Raw genomic sequence first — 16,059 nt, forward strand, 5'->3', positions numbered from 1 at the left:
GCGCGCGGATCTGATCTGCTTAACTGCCCCTGCAACCTTGGGTCGTTGTCTTTCGGGGAACGCAACAGCGATGGATACCGAACGTCGTCGCGCGCCGCGCCAGCGCACGCTGCTCGGCGGGATCGTGGCCTTCAACGGCCGGCGCTCGACACTCGATTGCACGATCCGGAACCTGTCCGGCAGCGGCGCGCTGATGGCCGTGCCGGATGCCGTTGCGCTGCCGCCGTCCTTCGAGCTCGAAATCCCTTCGCGGCAGCGTCAGTATTCGGCACGCACGGTCTGGCGCAGCGGCGAGCGGATCGGCATCGTCTTCACCGATCCGGCCGAGGCCGTGCCGCTCGACCTGATGCGCCGGCTCAAGGCTTGCGAAACGGCGAATGCCAGTCTGAAGACCCGCATCCGCCAGCTGACCGAGGCCGGTTGATCAACCCTTGCGGGTTGCCAGTTGCTCGGCCGAGAAGCCGGCCTTGCCGGCATAGGACTTCACGATCTGCTCGCGCCTCGCGTAGCTCAGCACACGCTCGACATCGTCGAAACCGTTCGGAGCCAGCGCCTCGACCGCGTCGATCACCCGCTCCGGCCCGCCGACCCGGTTCATCGCCACCACCTCCGCCGTCGCCGGCAAGCGCTCAGCCTCATAGGCCGCGAGTGCCTGGCGCGGATGCTCGGCCCTGGCCAGCCGGTCGGCGAGGCAGCGCGCATCGAGGATCGCCTGCGAAGCGCCGTTCGAGCCGACCGGATACATCGGATGGGCGGCATCGCCGAGCAGCGTGACGCGGCCATGGGTCCAGCGCGGCAGCGGGTCGCGGTCGCACATCGGGTACTCCCAGAAGGTCGCAGTCGCCCGGATCAGGCCGAGGATGTCGAAGCCCGGCACGCTGAAACGGCGCGCGAAGGGCAGCACGTCCTCGAGGCGGCCCGACTTCGACCAGGCCTCCTTCGGCGGCGGCCGCTCGGGATCGCCATTGCGGATGTTGACGACCCAGTTGGTCAATCGCGTCTGTGGCGTCGCCCCCTTGCCGATCGGGTAGAGCACAAGCTTGCCGGCCATGCCGCCGGCGATGATCATGCTCTCGCCGTCGAGGAAGATCGGCCAGTCGCAGGCGCCGCGCCACATCTGCACGCCCTGCCAGCACGGCGGCCCCTGGTTCGGGAAGTAGAAAGCCCTGACCGCCGAATGGATGCCGTCGGCGCCCACCAGGATGTCGCCGCGCGCCGTCTCGCCAGCCTCACCGAAGCGGGCATCGCTGAAATGCGCGGTGACACCGCCCTCATCCTGCAGGAAGCCAAGCAGGCGCCGGCCGGTGCGGATCGCATCCTCGCCAAGCCGCTCGGCGACCGCGTCGCGGATGAGGCGCTGAAGCCTCCCGCGATGGATCGAGAATTGCGGCACCGGCGCGCCGGCATGCAGGCCGCGCGGCTCGCGCCAGACCGCCTGTCCGAAGCGGTTCATATAGATGAGTTCGCGCGTGCGAATCCCGGCCTCGTCGAGCGCCGGCAGCAGGCCGAGCTCGGTGAGCTCGCGGATCGCGTGCGGCAGCGTGTTGATCCCGACACCGACCTCGCGGATTTCCCCCGCCTGTTCGTAGACAGTCGCGCCGATGCCCCGTGCATGCAGCATCAGCGCCAAGGTTAACCCGCCGATGCCGCCGCCAACGATGATAACCCGCATGCACCGTTCCCTGATGTGCCCATTGTCCTGGGTCTGATATTTTAAGTTTGAAATATCTCTTTTCGATTTGTCAATTGCCGCCGGGCGCGGCGTTTCCGATCCACAGCCGCAATCGGCATCGACCGAAATCGGACAGCGAAGACGGAACAACGCCCCGGCGCTCCGACGTTGTTTTTCATCGAATTGTCACGTCGGCCACAGATAAAGCCGATGTTGGCTGGACGATGGCTCGGACTGTGTCCCGGCGGCTGTCGGTCGAACCGCGCGCCGTCTTCTTTCAACCCGTCACGCATAGAGTTGACAGCATGTCTCCCGACAATCTGGACCGCATCAAGGACGAGATTCTCGACAGCTTCGACGAGGAGCTGGAATTGCAGCTCGAAGATGACCGCCTCGACGAGCTCGTTGCGGAAGGGCTGGAAGGCTCGGGCGGCAATACGCTCGACCGCAAGGTCTATTTCCGTGAGCTCTTCCGCCTGCAGCACGAGCTCGTGCGCCTGCAGGATTGGATCCAGTACAAGAAGCTCAAGGTCGTCGTGCTGTTCGAAGGGCGCGACTCCGCCGGCAAGGGCGGCGCGATCAAGCGCGTGACGCAGCGTCTCAACCCGCGCATCTGCCGCGTCGTCGCCCTGCCCGCCCCGACCGAGCGCGAGCGCAACCAGTGGTATTTCCAGCGCTATGTTCCGCATCTGCCGAGCGCCGGCGAAATGGTGCTGTTCGACCGCTCCTGGTACAACCGCGCCGGCGTCGAGCGGGTGATGGGCTTCTGCACCCCCGAGGAGCTGGAGGAGTTCTTCCGCTCGGTTCCGGATTTCGAGCACATGCTCGTGCGCTCCGGCATCATCCTGATCAAGTACTGGTTCTCGATCACCGACGAGGAGCAGGAATTCCGCTTCCGCATGCGCATCGAGGATCCGTTGAAGCAGTGGAAGCTCTCGCCGATGGATCTGGAGAGCCGCGTCCACTGGGAGGACTACACCCGCGCCAAGGAAGAGATGCTGGAGCGGACCCATACGGAGCATGCGCCGTGGTCGGTCGTGCAGGCGGTCGACAAGAAGCGCGCCCGCCTCAACATGATCTCGCATCTGCTCGGCCAGATTCCCTATGAGAACGTGCCGAAGCCCGAGATCGTGCTGCCCGCGCGCGTGCGCAATCCGGATTATCTGCGCCATCCGGTGCCGCCGGAAATGTATGTGCCCGAGGTTTTTTGAGGAAGCGCGCCGGCTGCGCACCGACTAGCCCGGTACGCGAACCGTCATGGCGAGGAGCAAAGCGACGAAGCAATCCAGGGCAGCCAGGTGAAACCTCTCACTCGGTCCTGCTGGATTGCTTCGCTCCGCTCGCAATGACGGGCGTGTAAGCTCGCGACGCCCTTACTCGCTGAGAACCGCCTCAGCCCTTCGGGAAGGTCAGCGGCGAATAGTCGGTGACGGGGCGCTTGGCCCAATCATATTCCGGCGCGGCGGCCTCGGTGCGCTTCTGCGCCTCGTGCAGGCGGCGGGCGGCATCGGGGTAGTCCATCGTCAGCACCGTGCCGTCGGCCACGACCAGCCGACCATCGACATAGACGCGGTCGACGGCACGCTCAGCGGCCGCATAGACCATGCTGCGCACGGGGTCGCGGCGCGGCTGCATCATCGGATGGGCGAGATCGACCATGACGAGGTCCGCCTTGCAGCCGGCTTCCAGCCGCCCGATGTCGTCGCGGCCGAGCGCGGCGGCGCCGGCCGTGGTCGCAGCTTCGAAGATATCGGTTGTGGTGAGCGTGCGCGGGCTCTCCGCCATCAGCCGGGCGACATAGCCGGCATGGCGCATCTCCTCGAGCATGTTGTGCGGATAGGTGTCGGTGCCGAGCCCGATGCGGACGCCGGCCCGGCGGTAGCGCCCGAAATCGTCGAGCGCGATGCCACGGCGCATGAAGACCGTGGGGCAATGGGCGACGGTCGTGCCGGTCTCGGCGAGCAGTGCGAGGTCGCGCCGGCTGTGCCAGGCGACGCGCGGATAGTCGTCAAGGAAGATGGCGTGGCCGACGATGCTGGTATCGCCGAGCACGCCGAGCTTCTCGAGCCACTGGATCGGCGAGACGCCGTGGCGGCGGGTGATCTCGTGGAACTCCACCGTCGATTGCGCGGCATGGATCTGCCAGCGCAGCCCGCGGCGCCCGGCTTCGGCATGGCTTTCCTTGATCAGCCCCTCGCTGCAAGTGTCGATCTGGGCGGGGCAGACCATGCCGAAGAGCCGGCCGGAGGGATGGTTCTGCGCCTGCTCGATCACGTCGAGGGCCTGGGCCATGGCTGCCTGCCCGGCCTTCTCGTCCCATTCGTATTCGACGACATGGCCGTTCCTGGTGAACCAGCGGGCCGAGCGGAACATCGGCGACAGGCAGACGCGCAGGCCGCTATTGGCCGCGAGGTCGAGCCAGCCGGGATGGGCGACCGACAGGTCCGCGACCGTGGTGACGCCCGACAGCAGCAATTCCGAATAGGCAACCTCGACGCAGGCCGGCACCGCCTCGGCATCCGGCCGCAGGATCGGCATGAACTCGTAGAGCGAGGAGTTGTAGAGGGCGGGCGAGCCGAGCTCGTCGAGGAAGCCCTTGTTGAGCGGCTCGCTCGACGGGTGCGAATGGATGTTGACGAGGCCCGGCATGACCATACGCCCGCGCCCATCGACGGTTTCGTCGGCCTGCCCCTCATAGCGCTTGCCGACGAAGCTGATCGCGCCATCCGCGAAGGCGACATCGGCATCGTGCAGATAGACGTGGCGGGACGCTTCCGCATCCCAGGCGACAACGATGTCGGCGTTCTTGATGACCGTGATCGTCATGGTGTTCTCCTCCGCTCCCAAAGGCATGGCGCAGGCTGGTTTTACGGAACGGCGCCGTCATTCCGGACAAGCCGCGACAGCGGCGCCGATCCGGAATCCATCGTCAAGCGCAGCGCCCTTCGATGGATTCCGGGTCAAGCCCGGAATGACGGCTCGTTTCCGCGGAGAATCAGCCTGCGCTCGAAAAAAACTCAGCGCTTCAGCTTGATGTCGAGGCCCTTGTAGAGCCCGGCACCGTAGATGCCGTGGGCGCGGACGCCCTCGACCCGGTCACCCGCCACGACCCAGAGCGGCTGCGAGGCCAGCGGCACCCAGACATTGGCGTCGGTGAGCTGCATCTGGACGGCGCCGATCGCCTCCTTGCGCTTGGCCGGATCGACGGCGGTCGCGGCTGCCTTGAGCAGCTCGTCCGTCTTCGGGTCCTTCCAGTTCATGCGGTTCGGCGTCGGCACCTGCCGGCTGGCGAAGTAGAGGTTCAGCGCCTCCGTCGCCGTGACATATGGGTAGGACATGTAGAAGGCGTCGAACTCCTGCGTCGCCAGCTTGCCCCAGGCGACGGTGGCGTCCCAGAGCTGGATCTTGAGGTCGATGCCGATCTTGCGCAGATCGGCCTGCATCGCCTCGGAGATGCGCGGGTTCACGTCGTTGCGGATGCCGTAGACGATGAAGGTGGCCTTCTGGCCGTCCTTCTCGCGGATACCGTCGGCGCCCGGCTTCCAGCCGGCTTCGTCGAGAAGCTTCGCCGCCGCCGCCGGATCGTGCTTCGGCATCTTCGCGGCCGTGTCCTTGTCGTAGTCGAGCACGGCCGGATTCAGCAGCGATGGCAGCGCGGTGCCCTTGCCGAAGAAGATCGCCTTGGCGATGGCCTGCTTGTCGGTGGCCATGTTGACGGCCTCGCGGATCGCCTTGTCCTTCGAGACGGGCTTGTCGACCTTGAAGCCCATGAAGACGTCGTAGATGTAGTTTTCCTGGCGCTGCACGGTCATGCCGGGGATGCGCTGCATCGTATCGAGCGCGATATAGGGCATGTAGTAGGTCACGTCGGCCTGCTTGGCCTGGATCGCGGCCATCAGCGTATTCGGCTCGGGAATGACCTTCCAGACGATGTCCTCGATCTGCGGCTTCGGGTCCTTGTAGATCGACGGACCCCAATTGTAATAGTGGTTCTTCTTCAGCACGATTTCCTGGCGCGGCGTCCACTTCACCCAGCAATAGGGGCCGGTGGCGTTGAAGCCCTGCACGCCGAAATTCGCCCCGAGCTTCTCGACCGCGTTCTTGTCGACGACCGAGGCGAAGGACAGCGCCATTTGGAAGAGCAGGTCGCTATAGGGCTCCTTGAGCTCATAGATCAGCGTGGAATCGCCCTCGGCACGGATGTCCTGAACCGGGCCGCCGCGGAAGGAGACCGGCGACTTGTTGGCCGGATCGACCCAGCGCTTCAGTGAATAGACCACGTCGTCGATGGTCATCGGCCGGCCGTCGCAGAACTTGACGTCCTTGCGGATCTTAAAGGTGTAGGTCTTGCCGTCCGGCGACACCGTCCAGCTCTCGGCGAGGCCGGGCTTGATCGTCTTCATGTCGAAATCGACCGTCACCAGCGTGTCGGCCATCATGTAGATGACCTCGGCCGCCGCCGTCGCCGTGGTGCGGATCGGGTCGTAATTATCGGCGTCGATCACGCGCAGGATCGAGAGCGGCGCCTTCTGCTGTGCGATGGCGGGCGCAGCGGCCAGAACCGCACCGGCGGCGCCGGCGAGAAGCAGAGCGGAAAACTTGATCATCGAGCAGGTCCCCTTTTTTTGATGGTGTCGGATTCTATTTGCGCAGCTTCGGGTCGAGGGCGTCGCGCAGCGCATCGCCGAGCACGTTGAAGGCGAGCACGACCACGAAGATCGCCAGGCTCGGCAGCACCGAGACATGCGGCGCGAAGAACAGGAAGTTGCGCCCGTCGGCGGCCATCGCGCCGAGCTCCGCCGTCGGCGGCTGGGCGCCGAGCCCGAGGAAGGAGAGCGCCGCGCCGAGCAGGATCACCTGCCCGAAGCGCAGCGTGACGAAGACGAAGATCGCCGAGAGGCAGTTGGGCAGCACGTAGCGCAGGATGATGTGCAGATCCCGCAAGCCGAGCGAGCGCGCGGCCTCGATATAGCCCTGCTGCAGCACGACCAGCGCCGAGCCGCGCACGACGCGCGCCATCAGCGGCACCGTGGCGATGGCGAGCGCGATGATGACCGAAGGCAGGCCCGGCCCGAAGATCGCGGCGATGGCGAGGCCGAACAGGATGGCCGGGAAGGACAGGAGCACATCCATCAGCCGCATCAGCACGCCGGAAATCTTCGGGTAATAGGCGGCTGCGAAGCCGATGACGCCGCCAATGGAGCCGCCGATGATGACGGAGGCGAGCCCCATCACCAGCGTCGTCCTGAGGCCGAAGAGCAAACGCGTGATCATGTCGCGCCCCTGCCCGTCGGTCCCGAGGAGGCCGAGCTCGCCCGGGGCCTTCAGCGTGTTGGCGAGATCGTTGCCATAGGGATCGGTGGGGGCGAGCCAGGGCGCGAAGACGGCACCGAGGATCGACAGCACGACCAGAGCCAGCGCGATGCAGGCTCCGACATCCGACAGCAGCATCCTGAGCACCGTCTTCCGGCGGACGGGCGCGGCGGCGGCTACGCCGATGGCGGCTTCCACCGCCTTGGCGCCCGGCTGGAGCGGACTGGTCGAGGAACTCATCAGGCGCCCCTCACACGCGGGTCGAGCACGGCATAGAGGACGTCCACGGCAAGATTGACCAGGATGAAGCCGAGCGAGAGCACGATGATCGTGCCCTGCGCCATCGGCAAATCGCTCGACAGGATGGCGCCGACCGCGAGCCGGCCGATGCCGGGCCAGGAAAACACCGTCTCGGTGACGACCGCGCCGCCGAGGAGGAAGCCGATCTGCAGGCCGATCAGCGTGACCACCGGCACCAGCGCGTTGCGCAGCGTGTGGCGCAACAGGACCGTGCGCTCGCCGAGCCCCTTGGCACGGGCGGTGCGGACATGGTCGGCGCCGAGCTCGTCGAGCACCGAAGTCCGCGTCATCCGCGCGACCGGGCCGACGAAGACGCCGCCGAGCGTGATGGCCGGCAGGATGATCCCCTGCAACCCTTCCCAGGTCCAGAGCGGGCCGGTGCGGCCGGTGAAGGGCAGGATCGGATATTTGAAGCCGAAGAGCCAGATCAGCCCCAGTCCAAGGAAGAAGACCGGCAGCGAGACGCCGGCGACCGAGACCGCCATGATGGCGCGGTCGAGCAGGGAACCGCGGAAATAGGCGCCGACCGTGCCGAGCAGCATCCCGAGCGGGATCGCCCAGACGAGCGATGCGAACATCAGCTCCAGCGTCGGGCCGATGGTGTTGGCGAGTTCCTGTGAAACCGGGACATTGTTGATGATCGAGACGCCGAGATCGCCCTGCGCGAGACGGCCGATATAGATCGCAAACTGCTTCCAGAGCGGCTGATTGAGGCCGAGCTCCTGACGGATGGCCTCGACCACGTCCTGCGTCGCGGTCGGCCCCGCGCGCACCTGGGCCGGATCGGTCGGCACGACCTGCATCAGCAGGAAGCCGACGAGCAGCACACCGAGCAGGACGGGCAGAACCAGCAGAAGCCGTTGCAGCGTATGGCGCAGCATGAAGACCTATCCCGCCCTACTGCGCGGCGGCGGCGAGCTGACCGTGACGATCGAAGACGACCTCACCGCCCAGCAGGGTCAGATCGCAGCGCACCTCGTTCTCGAGCGCTTCCACCGGGATCGAGAAGATGTCCTGGGAGAGCACGGCGATATCGGCGAACTGGCCCGCAACGAGCCGGCCCATCCGATCCTCGGCAAACTGAGTGTAAGCACCGAGCGCGGTATAGGCGTGCACGGCCTCCTCCATCGACAAGCGCTCGGCCCCGCCGATCACGGTGCCACGCTTGGTCCGGCGCGTCACCATGCTGAAGAGGTTCTTGAACGGATCGGTGGCGCAGACCGGCGCATCGGAGCTCGCGGCGGCGTGCATGCCGGCATCCAGCCATTTGCGCATCGGATAGGAGGCATTTGCCCGCTCCTGGCCGAGATTGGTGACGTAGAGATCGCCGAACTCGTAGATGAAGATCGGCTGCGGCAAGGGGTCGATGCCGGCAGCGGCCATGCGGGCGAGCTGGCCGTCGGTCAGGAAGCCGCAATGCTCGATGCGGTGGCGGCGGCCCTTGATCGGATGCTCGGGACTGTCGGCCTTCTCCATGCCCGACAGCACCTGCTCGATCGCAGCATCGCCGATCGCGTGAATCGCGAGCTGGTAGCCGAGCTCGTGGTAATACCGGAGATAGCGGTGCATGTCGGCATCGGAATAGATGAAGATGCCGCGATTATCGGGATCGCCGACAAGGTAGGGCTCGCTCATCGCGGCGGTCAGCCCGCCGGCGCTGCCGTCGCCGAAGACCTTCATCGCGCCGTAGCGCAGCAGCCCGACCTCGCGGCCGAAACGGTAGCCGGCACGATGGGCCTCGTCGCCGATGCCGTCGGCATTGCCGTAGATGCAGACCCATGTACGGACCGGCAGCGTCCCAGTCCGGGCGACCTCCTCATAGGCCGCGATCTCGGCCATACCGGCGGTCATGCCGACACCGGCATCCATCACGCTGGTGAAGCCCTGCGACAGCATATAATGCCCGGCCTTCTCGATCGCGGCCTTGAGTTCGGCAACGCTCGGCTGTGGCATCGCCTCGACGATCAGGCGCATCGCGCTTTCGGCCAGCAAACCGGTGAGCTTGTTGTCGCGTCGCTCGATCAGGCCGCCGGCCGGGCTCGGCGTGTTGTGGCCGATGCCGGCCGCGGCCATCGCCCGGCTGTTGACGACGCCGACATGGCCGCAGGTGCGCTTGATGTAGACGGGGTTGTCGGGCGCGACGCGATCGAGTTCCTCGGCGGTCGGATGGCGCAGCTCGGCGAACTCGTTGTGATCATAGCCGCGGCCCAGCACCCATTCGCCCGGCTTCTTGCCCCTGGCGGCCACCGCGATGCGGCGCAGCGCCTCGTCGATGCTGTTGACCCCTTCCTCGGGCCGCAGATTGACCTCGCTCATGCCGAGGCCGAGCGGCAGCAGATGCATATGCGCGTCGTTGAGGCCGGGGATGGCGACCCGCCCGGCAAGGTCGACGACCTTCGTGCCTGGGCCTTGCAGCCCGGCAATCTCGGTGGCAGACCCCGCCGCCAGAACCTTTCCATCCGCGATTGCCAGCGCCTCGGCGAAGCCGTCCGCCAGGCCGCAAAAGATGCGGCCGTTCAATAATACGGTATCGGCCTTAGTCATGATGCGCGCTCACCCTGCTTTCAACCCGGTTTCCCGCAGGGCACAGAACGAGACGATAGCATTCGAAAAACAACAACCGATACGCGAAGAGAGTATTCGCCTCCGCGCGGCCCTATTGGACAAAATTGGGCATCCTGATCTAAACGGTCGCTTCGATCGAAAAAACTATTCCGCTACGCCTGTTCCCCGCGACATGATTTTCTTGTTGGCTTTCCGTCAGCATTGCTCAGAATATTGAGCAACGCAAGAGGCGCCGGGCAGACGCCCACTGCATGGCGCGCGGGTTTAACGAATATGGGCGGCATGGGGAGGAAAGGCAGAAATGAGCTTCGATGTCGGGGGCAGACTGCGCGAAATCCGACTGGCTGCCGGGCTTTCCCAGCGGGAACTGGCCGGCCGCTCCGGCGTGACGCATAGCCTGATCTCGCTGATCGAGCAGAATCGGAACAGCCCGTCGGTCGCATCGCTGCGGAAGATCCTCGACGGCATCCCGATGAGCATGGTCAATTTTTTCGACGAAGCGCGCACGCCGCGCGACAAGGTCTTCTTCGAAGCCGACGACCTCATCGACCTGACCTCGCGCCTGCATCAGGTCAATGGCGGGGAGAGCCGGGGCAGGATGTCGTTCCGCCAGGTCGGAGACGCCAAGGCCCACAATCTCCAGATCCTGCACGAATATTACGAGCCCGGCGCCGATACCGGCGTCGCCATGCTCAAGCACAACTCGCATGAGGGCGGCGTCATCCTCTCGGGCGAACTCGAGATCACCGTCGGCGACCAGATCAAGGTGCTGAGTCCGGGCGAAGCCTACCTCTTCGACAGCCGCGTCCCGCATCGGTTCCGCAATATCGGCACGGAACGCTGCGTCGTGGTCAGCGCCTGCACGCCGCCCTATCTGTAGGCGCCCGGCGCCGGCCGACGCAGTGCCGGTACGCGGCCGACGCCTCGGCCACCGTCAGTGCTTGGAGACGTGCTCGGGCTTGCCCTTGCGCTTGGTGGAAGCCATCTTCTCCAGCTCGCTCTCGCTCATCGATTTCTCCATCGACTTCGAGGCGCCCTGGAGCTTGCTCTTCTTCATGTCGCCGCGCTTGGCCGCAAGCGCGGCTCCGGCGGCCTTCTGCTGGGCAGCGGATTTGGCTGGCATCTCGTCCTCCTTCATCCGTCACAGCGGATGAACCCGCTGATCCGGCCAGGAGTTCCGCGAAGGACTCGCTTCGAGCCGCTCTCCAAAGGGCAAGACTTGGTCGACGCAGCCTCGCAAACTCAGGCGCGAGCGCCCGGTCCCGCCGGCCCGGACCGCATCGTCAGCCAGGCGGCGCAGACAAAGCCCACGAGAAGGAGCGCGCTGATCAACCCGACCACGCCGCCCCAGCCCGCCTGCGCCCAGAAGACACCGCCGAGCGTGCCGACCGCACTCGAACCGAGATAGTAGGCGAAGAGATAGAGCGAGGAGGCCTGGGCCCTGGCGTGCTGAGCCTTCGCGCCGACCCAGCCCGATGCGGTGGCGTGCGCCCCGAAGAAGCCGCCGGTCAGCACGGCCATGCCGAGCACGATCACCGGGAGGGAGGAAGACAACGTGGCCAGCACGCCAAGGAGCATCAGGCCGAGCGACAGGCACAACATCGGTCCCCGGCCGAGCCGCCCCGCCAGATCGCCGATCCAGGCCGAGGACAGGATGCCGACGAGATAGACCGCGAAGATGAAGCTGACGGCCACCTGGCTCAGCGAGAAGGGCGGCTGCATCAGCCGGTAGCCGGTGTAGTTGTAGACGCAGACGAAGCTGCCGAGCAGGAGGAAGCCTTCCAGGAACAGAAGGCGCAGGCGCCCGTCGCGCAGATGCACCGCGAAGGAGCCGGCGAGTGCCCTGACGGAGGGCGCGACGCGCCGGAAATGCCGCGAGGCCGGCAAGGTGCGCCAGAGCACCAGCCCGCAGACGACGCCGACGAGGCCGACGGCGAAAAGACCGATGCGCCAGGACGAAAAATCCGCGATGACGCCGGTGATGGCGCGGCCGCCAAGCCCGCCGAGGCCGCTGCCGCCGATATAGAGCCCCATGGCGAGGCCGGCCGACTCGGCATGCATCTCCTCGCTGACATAGGCCATGGCCACCGCCGGCAAACCGCTGAAGGTGATGCCCGCCAGCGCGCGCAGCAGCACGAGGTCGTGCCAGTTGCGCGCGAAGGCGCTCAGCATCATCAGCACGGCCGAGGCCAGGAGCGAGGCCACCATCACGGGCTTGCGCCCGACGATCTCCGAGAGCGAGCTCGCGACCAGCATGGCGAAAGCGAGCGTGCCGGTGGTCGCCGACAGCGCCAGGCTGCTCTGGGCCGGGGTGATGCCGAATTCCTGCGAGAACACCGGCATCAGCGGCTGCACGCAATAGACCAGCGCGAAGGTGGAGAAACCGGCGGAGAACAAGGCAAGGTTGGTCAGGCGGAAGCCGCGCGTGCCCCGGCGAATCCGGCTGTCGGCCTCGGGCTCCGCGATGTCGAGCGCGACAGGCGTCTCGATGCGCAGCGACTGAGGGGAGGTCATTTCGGTCATGATTGTCAGTTCCGCAGCGCAGGTCACGCTGCGCGCGTTGGTTGAGATGGAAGTTGGGCCCGATATTGTCCAATATCGATTTGGTTCCGATCGATAGGTTTTGCGAATGGATCTCCGCCATCTCCGCTATTTCGCCGTGCTCGCGGAAGAGCTGCATTTCGGCCGTGCCGCGCAGCGTCTCGGCATCTCGCAGCCACCGCTGAGCCAGCAGATCCACGCGCTCGAACGGGAGCTCGACGCCGAGCTCTTCGCCCGCACCAGCCGCCGGGTCGAGCTCACTGCGGCCGGCCGGATCTTCCTGCCCGAGGCGCGCGCCGTGCTGGCGCGGGCGGAACTGGCACTGACCATCGGCCGCCGGGCCGGGCGCGGCGAGATCGGCGAATTGCGCATCGGCTTCACTGCGTCCGCGCCGCTCGCGACGATCATGCCGACGCTGATCCACAGCTTCCGCGAGCAGCGGCCGGACGTGCATCTGACGCTGCGGGAAATGAACAGCCATGTGCAGATGCAGGAGCTTCTGGACGGCGGGCTCGACCTCGCCTTCCTGCGCATGCCGGACGATCCGGCGCTCGCCGATCCGCGGCTTGCGACGCTGGAGATGCAGCGCGAGGAACTCCTGCTCTTCCTGCCACGCAGCCACCGCCTCGGCGGTTCCCCTGCCCGGCAGCGCGTCGCGCTTGCCGAGCTCGAGCGCGATGCCTTCGTGCATTTCTCGCGGGAAGCGGCGACCAGCACCTACGACCAGTTCATCGAGCTGTGCCGCCAGGCCGGCTTCCGGCCACGTATCGCGCAGGAGGCGCGGGAGCCGGCCACCATCATCGGCCTCGTCGCCGCCGGCGTCGGGCTGACGGTGATGGCCTCCTCCTTCGCCAATATCCGCTTCGACAATGTGGTGACGCGGCGGCTGACGGAGCCGGCGCCCTCGCTCGCCACCTGGCTCGCGCATCGCCCCGACCGAGCCTCTCCCGCCATCGAGGCGTTCCTGGCGCTCGGCGCAGCGACGCGGCCGGCGTGAAATTCGTTTGGAAAGCCGAGCCCTCATCCTGAGGAGGCCAGCGCGAATGTCCAGGCAGGTTCCCGGCCGATTTATCCGGCCTCGCCCTGCACCCGTTTATGCGCCGTTAACCCTGCCCGGTTAGGCCAGAAGACCGAGTTGGCCAGTAGTAGTGTTCGCTGTCTCCGATGTATAAACGCGACCGTCATCAGCGAACCAACAGCTTCGCACCCGGCGATTATCAGGCTGATCCTGCAGACGAATCCCTGCGAAGTTCAGGCGCGCCTCACACGCCCGGCGTCGCGACGAATCGCGGCCCCGCCGCTGAGCCGTCCGCACCGGTCTATGTCCGCTCGACGCGCAAGGCGCGGCAGGCGCCGACGGAGCAGGCAACCGAGAGGCAGAGCCCTCCGCTGATGTTCAGCGGCGGCCACCCCCACGCCGTGACCCTGGCCGATTCGACGCGTGTCCGCTTCTGGCGCACGCCCAAGCATCTGATGCGGGAGATCTGGGGCACGCCCGACAGCGAGACCTATCTGCAAGCCGCAGCGCCGGTCGAGACAATGCCCGAGCCCGATCTCGCATCGATCGAGGATATCGCGCCCGAACTCTGGCCCGAGGATGATGCCCCGGAACGCGACGAGGCCGCCTTCGCGAACGCGCGCCAGTCGACGGAGATCCCGGCGGAGCCGCGCTCGACGCCCTTCGCCTTCCTCTCGGACCACGCCTTCTGGGATCTCGTGCCCGAGATTGGCCGCGACGAGAGCGAGGTGACCGCTCCCGTTCCCAGGACCATGGAGACGATGGCGTGGGAAGACGATTCCATCGCCGATGAACCGTGGGAGGCGGAGGAACCGATCTTGCCGGTGGTCGAAGCCGCTGCACCCGTTCAAGCGATGGCCAATCCGGGCGTCCGCTCGCTGTGGTCGGGCTATTCGGTGAATCTGCGCATCTCGATGGCGCCTCAGCCGGCCGCGCTGCCGTTCGCCCCACCGGTCGTCGCGGAAGCGTCCGAGGCGCTTGCGAAAGCCGCGACCGACCTCATGACGACCGAAGCCGTCGAAGCCCCCGTTCGGCCCGTCGCCCCAGCCGCTCGGGTGCGGAAGGCGCCCGCCCGCCAAGCGGAGCAGCCGATCGGCTTCCAGCTTCCGCCGATCGAATTCCTGGCCGAGCCTCCGCAGACGCCAGAGGAGACCATGCCGGTCGAGGTGCTGCAGCAGAATGCCGGCCTCCTCGAAGGCGTGCTCGAAGACTTCAACGTCAGGGGCGAGATCGTCCAGGCCTGCCCCGGCCCTGTGGTGACGCTTTACGAGCTTGAGCCTGCGCCTGGCACGAAGTCGTCGCGGGTGATTTCGCTGGCGGACGACATCGCGCGTTCGATGAGCGCGGTCTCGGCGCGCGTGGCGGTGGTGCAGGGCAAGAACGCCATCGGCATCGAACTGCCCAACGCCAAGCGCGAGACCGTCTTCCTGCGCGAGCTTCTGGCCAGCCAGGATTTCGAAGCGACCAAGCACAAGCTCGCGCTCTGCCTCGGCAAGACCATCGGCGGCGAGCCGGTCATCGCCGATCTCGCCCGCATGCCGCACCTGCTCGTCGCCGGCACCACCGGCTCGGGCAAGTCGGTCGCGATCAACACCATGATCCTGTCGATCCTCTACCGGCTGAAGCCGGAGGAATGCCGTCTGATCATGGTCGATCCCAAGATGCTGGAGCTCTCCGTCTATGACGGCATCCCGCATCTGCTCACCCCCGTCGTCACCGACCCCAAGAAGGCGGTCGTCGCGCTGAAATGGGCGGTGCGCGAGATGGAGGAGCGCTACAAGAAGATGTCGAAGCTCTCGGTGCGCAACATCGACGGCTTCAATGCCAGGGTCGGCGAGGCCAAGGCGGCCGGCGAGGTCATCACCCGCGCCGTCCAGACCGGCTTCGACAAGCATTCCGGCGAGGCGATCTACGAGGAGGAGGTCATGGACCTCGAGCCTCTGCCCTATATCGTCGTCATCGTCGACGAGATGGCCGACCTGATGATGGTCGCCGGCAAGGAGATCGAGGGCACGATCCAGCGCCTCGCCCAGATGGCCCGCGCCGCCGGCATCCATGTCGTGCTCGCGACACAGCGCCCCTCGGTCGACGTCATCACCGGCACGATCAAGGCGAACTTCCCGACCCGGATCTCCTTCCAGGTCACCAGCAAGATCGACTCGCGCACGATTCTCGGCGAGATGGGCGCCGAGCAGCTTCTGGGCCAGGGCGACATGCTCTACATGGCCGGCGGCGGGCGCATCACCCGCGTCCACGGCCCCTTCGTCTCGGACAACGAGGTCGAGAAGGTCGTCGCCCATCTCAAGACGCAAGGCCGGCCGCAATATCTCGACGCCGTCACCTCCGAGGAGGAGGAAGCGGCCGAGGACGAGGACGGCGCCGTCTTCGACAAGACCGGCATGGGCTCGCTCGACTCCGACGACCCCTACGAGCAGGCGGTCGCGGTCGTGCTGCGCGACAAGAAGGCCTCGACCTCCTACATCCAGCGCCGCCTCCAGATCGGCTACAACCGCGCCGCATCCATCATGGAGCGCATGGAAAACGAGGGCATCGTCGGGCCCGCCAATCACGCCGGGAAACGCGAGATTCTCGGGGAAGGCCCCCGCCCGCGCGACGACGAGGAAGAGTAACGCCCGTCATTGCGAGGAGC

General features: G+C 66.3%; 13 protein-coding genes. 5 read left to right on the forward strand and 8 right to left on the reverse strand.

Features of this window, described 5'->3' with window-relative positions; genetic code table 11:
• The first annotated feature begins 70 nt into the window (after positions 1-70).
• Positions 71-424: a PilZ domain-containing protein gene (locus tag AB6806_RS13990; protein ID WP_370954779.1), complete on the forward strand. Its 354-nt coding sequence runs from the start codon at positions 71-73 to the stop codon at positions 422-424.
• On the opposite strand, the gene AB6806_RS13995 is transcribed toward AB6806_RS13990, so the two are convergent.
• Positions 425-1,672: a flavin-dependent oxidoreductase gene (locus AB6806_RS13995; RefSeq protein ID WP_142023334.1), complete on the reverse strand. Its 1,248-nt coding sequence runs from the start codon at positions 1,670-1,672 to the stop codon at positions 425-427.
• Between the two features lie 305 nt (positions 1,673-1,977).
• Between AB6806_RS13995 and ppk2 the strand changes: the two genes are divergently transcribed.
• The gene (ppk2, locus tag AB6806_RS14000; RefSeq protein ID WP_142023333.1) at positions 1,978-2,883 is read left to right on the forward strand and encodes a polyphosphate kinase 2; all 906 of its coding nucleotides are present in this window, start codon (positions 1,978-1,980) and stop codon (positions 2,881-2,883) included.
• A gap of 181 nt (positions 2,884-3,064) precedes the next feature.
• On the opposite strand, the gene AB6806_RS14005 is transcribed toward ppk2, so the two are convergent.
• From AB6806_RS14005 to AB6806_RS14025, 5 genes are all read right to left on the reverse strand, one after another.
• On the reverse strand, positions 3,065-4,498 hold the full coding sequence (locus tag AB6806_RS14005) for an amidohydrolase family protein (RefSeq protein ID WP_142023332.1): 1,434 nt from the start codon (positions 4,496-4,498) through the stop codon (positions 3,065-3,067).
• Between the two features lie 191 nt (positions 4,499-4,689).
• Positions 4,690-6,279, reverse strand: a complete 1,590-nt coding sequence (locus AB6806_RS14010; protein ID WP_142023331.1) for an ABC transporter substrate-binding protein — start codon at positions 6,277-6,279, stop codon at positions 4,690-4,692.
• Between the two features lie 34 nt (positions 6,280-6,313).
• Positions 6,314-7,225, reverse strand: coding sequence for an ABC transporter permease (locus AB6806_RS14015; RefSeq protein WP_112764752.1), 912 nt, complete (start codon positions 7,223-7,225; stop codon positions 6,314-6,316).
• A complete protein-coding gene (locus tag AB6806_RS14020; RefSeq protein WP_112764751.1) occupies positions 7,225-8,166 on the reverse strand; it encodes an ABC transporter permease in 942 nt (313 codons plus the stop codon). Before AB6806_RS14020 ends, AB6806_RS14015 begins: the two co-directional genes overlap by 1 nt.
• Before the next feature lie 16 nt (positions 8,167-8,182).
• Positions 8,183-9,829, reverse strand: a complete 1,647-nt coding sequence (locus tag AB6806_RS14025; RefSeq protein WP_370954780.1) for an amidohydrolase — start codon at positions 9,827-9,829, stop codon at positions 8,183-8,185.
• A 322-nt stretch (positions 9,830-10,151) separates the two neighbouring features.
• Here AB6806_RS14025 and AB6806_RS14030 point away from each other — a divergent pair, with 322 nt between their 5' ends.
• On the forward strand, positions 10,152-10,730 hold the full coding sequence (locus tag AB6806_RS14030; protein WP_038357621.1) for a cupin domain-containing protein: 579 nt from the start codon (positions 10,152-10,154) through the stop codon (positions 10,728-10,730).
• A gap of 54 nt (positions 10,731-10,784) precedes the next feature.
• On the opposite strand, the gene AB6806_RS14035 is transcribed toward AB6806_RS14030, so the two are convergent.
• The gene (locus tag AB6806_RS14035; protein WP_113252918.1) at positions 10,785-10,973 is read right to left on the reverse strand and encodes a DUF3008 family protein; all 189 of its coding nucleotides are present in this window, start codon (positions 10,971-10,973) and stop codon (positions 10,785-10,787) included.
• A 119-nt stretch (positions 10,974-11,092) separates the two neighbouring features.
• Entirely contained in the window at positions 11,093-12,373 is a 1,281-nt protein-coding gene (locus tag AB6806_RS14040; protein WP_370954781.1) for an MFS transporter, read from the reverse strand.
• Positions 12,374-12,479: 106 nt separating this feature from the next.
• Between AB6806_RS14040 and AB6806_RS14045 the strand changes: the two genes are divergently transcribed.
• Both AB6806_RS14045 and AB6806_RS14050 read left to right on the forward strand, forming a co-directional pair.
• Complete coding sequence (locus tag AB6806_RS14045) at positions 12,480-13,388, forward strand: LysR substrate-binding domain-containing protein (RefSeq protein WP_113252914.1); 909 nt, start codon at positions 12,480-12,482, stop codon at positions 13,386-13,388.
• A gap of 395 nt (positions 13,389-13,783) precedes the next feature.
• Positions 13,784-16,039, forward strand: a complete 2,256-nt coding sequence (locus AB6806_RS14050) for a DNA translocase FtsK (RefSeq protein ID WP_429068597.1) — start codon at positions 13,784-13,786, stop codon at positions 16,037-16,039.
• Positions 16,040-16,059 lie beyond the last annotated feature (20 nt).

It is taken from the genome of Allobosea sp. RCC_152_1, from assembly GCF_041360765.1.
Classification (GTDB): domain Bacteria; phylum Pseudomonadota; class Alphaproteobacteria; order Rhizobiales; family Beijerinckiaceae; genus Allobosea; species Allobosea spartocytisi.